General features: G+C 58.4%; 2 tRNA genes and 2 rRNA genes (1 of these 4 cut by a window edge). All 4 read right to left on the bottom strand.

The features are described from left to right. Positions 1 to 214: ribosomal RNA gene (locus ACVWZ1_RS14170) — 23S ribosomal RNA — on the bottom strand; it reaches 2595 nt to the left of the window's first position. A gap of 233 nt (positions 215 to 447) precedes the next feature. Beyond that, a tRNA-Ala gene (locus ACVWZ1_RS14165) sits at positions 448 to 523 on the bottom strand. A gap of 89 nt (positions 524 to 612) precedes the next feature. Beyond that, positions 613 to 686, bottom strand: a tRNA-Ile gene (locus tag ACVWZ1_RS14160). 123 nt (positions 687 to 809) lie between these two features. Beyond that, positions 810 to 2282: ribosomal RNA gene (locus ACVWZ1_RS14155) — 16S ribosomal RNA — on the bottom strand. The 16S and 23S rRNA genes sit together here with 2 tRNA genes alongside, the layout of an rRNA operon. Positions 2283 to 2500 lie beyond the last annotated feature (218 nt).

Below are 2500 nucleotides of genomic sequence, written 5' to 3'. Positions count from 1 at the left end.
TGCGGCTACTAAGATGTTTCAGTTCGCCGCGTTCGCCCCTTTGGCCTATGGATTCAGCCAAAGGTGACAAGGCTTGCGCCTTGCCGGGTTGCCCCATTCGGGAACCTGCGGATCACCGCTTTTGTCCAGCTCCCCGCAGCGTTTCGTCGGTAACACGCCCTTCCTCGCCTCTGCGTGCCTAGGTATCCACCGTGCGCCCTTAACTGACTTGACCTTTTCACCTCACGTAACATTGGTGTTCTACCTGCCTCATGCCCCCAGGTTGCTGCTGCTTCCCCCAAGCCAAGGCTCGGAGGGCTCAACCCAGAAGCATGCTGCTCTCTTGCTATGCAGTTTTCAAAGTGCTGGCCGGCTCAACCCGGCTGGAGGCTTGTGCTCGGACCCAAACCCCTAGCCCGGTCGTCAACCTATCCAACTGGAGAACCCCTTCCCGGCTCCTCACCAAAGTGGTGGAGGTAAGCGGACTCGAACCGCTGACTTCTGCCGTGCAAAGGCAGCGCTCTACCAGCTGAGCTATACCCCCAATCCAGACTGCACCCACCCTCTGGCTTTGCCCTCAGCTTGGCCAGCTCGCTTCTAGCTTGCTAGCTCTCCCTTCTCCAGGACAAACAGTGGGCCATCCTGGACTCGAACCAGGGACCTCACCCTTATCAGGGGTGCGCTCTAACCACCTGAGCTAATAGCCCTCCCCTCGGTTCCCCTCCAGAACCCCAGTCAACCATCCCTTCAACCCCGACCGACCTGGGATAACCTTTGCTGGCCTGAGGGTGGTCTAACTCCCCTCAGATGCCCCAAGGTAGGTCTCCCTAAAAGGAGGTGATCCAGCCGCACCTTCCGGTACGGCTACCTTGTTACGACTTCACCCCAGTCACCAGCCCTGCCTTCGGCGGGTGCTCCGACTTCGGGCATGGCCAGCTCCCATGGTGTGACGGGCGGTGTGTACAAGGCCCGGGAACGTATTCACCGCAGCATGCTGATCTGCGATTACTAGCGATTCCGCCTTCACGCAGGCGAGTTGCAGCCTGCGATCTGAACTGAGACGCGGTTTTTGGGATTGGCTCACGCTCGCGCGCTCGCGACCCTTTGTCCGCGCCATTGTAGCACGTGTGTAGCCCAGAGCGTAAGGGGCATGCTGACTTGACGTCATCCTCACCTTCCTCCGGTTTGTCACCGGCAGTCTCCCTAGAGTGCCCAACTCAATGCTGGCAACTAGGAACAAGGGTTGCGCTCGTTGCGGGACTTAACCCAACATCTCACGACACGAGCTGACGACAGCCATGCACCACCTGTGTCCGCGCTCCCGAAGGCACCCCCACGTTTCCGCAGGGTTCGCGGCATGTCAAGCCCTGGTAAGGTTCTTCGCGTTGCATCGAATTAAACCACATGCTCCACCGCTTGTGCGGGCCCCCGTCAATTCCTTTGAGTTTCACACTTGCGTGCGTACTCCCCAGGCGGGACACTTAACGCGTTAGCTCCGACACTGACCGGGTCGATACGGCCAACGTCTAGTGTCCATCGTTTACGGCTAGGACTACTGGGGTATCTAATCCCATTCGCTCCCCTAGCTTTCGTACCTCAGCGTCAGTTGAGGCCCAGTTGCGCGCTTCCGCCTCAGGTGTTCTTCCCGATCTCTACGCATTTCACCGCTACACCGGGAATTCCCGCAACCCCTACCTCACTCTAGCCGGCCAGTTTCCAGGGCCTTCCCACAGTTGAGCTGTGGCCTTTAACCCCAGACTTGGCCAGCCGCCTACGTACCCTTTACGCCCAATAATTCCGGATAACGCTTGCCTCCTCCGTCTTACCGCGGCTGCTGGCACGGAGTTAGCCGAGGCTTATTCCTGGGGTACCGTCAGCTTTCGTCCCCCAGAAAAGAGGTTTACAACCCAAGGGCCTTCCTCCCTCACGCGGTATTGCTCCGTCAGGCTTGCGCCCATTGCGGAAAATTCCCCACTGCTGCCTCCCGTAGGAGTCTGGGCCGTGTCTCAGTCCCAGTGTGGCGGGCCATCCTCTCAGACCCGCTACGGATCGTCGCCTTGGTAGGCCGTTACCCCACCAACTAGCTAATCCGACGCAGGCTCATCCTCAGGTGGATTGCTCCTTTCAGCTTCCGCCTGTATGGGGTATTAGCAGCCGTTTCCAGCTGTTATCCCCCGCCTGAGGGTAGATTCCTACGTGTTACTCACCCGTCCGCCACTGACACCCGAAGGTGCCCGTCCGACTTGCATGTGTTAAGCATACCGCCAGCGTTCATCCTGAGCCAGGATCAAACTCTCCGTGTCAATTCAAGAGCTTGTCTCTGGAAAAATGGAAACTTGACAGGGTTGAATATGCAGCCACAGCACCCTCAGGGGGTCTGTTTTGCTGCTTGCCGGGCGATGGTTGACTGAACAGCTTACTTGTCAAGGTTCTGGGACGCCGGGGCTGGTGGCCTCATCAGCGCTTTACTACCCTATCCCCACCACCACCACCCCGTCAAGATATCCAACCCAAAATTTTT

This window comes from Thermostichus sp. MS-CIW-25 (assembly GCF_054060015.1).
The sequence above is the reverse complement of the archived record's forward strand: the minus strand, read 5'-3'. Positions and strand labels throughout refer to the sequence as shown.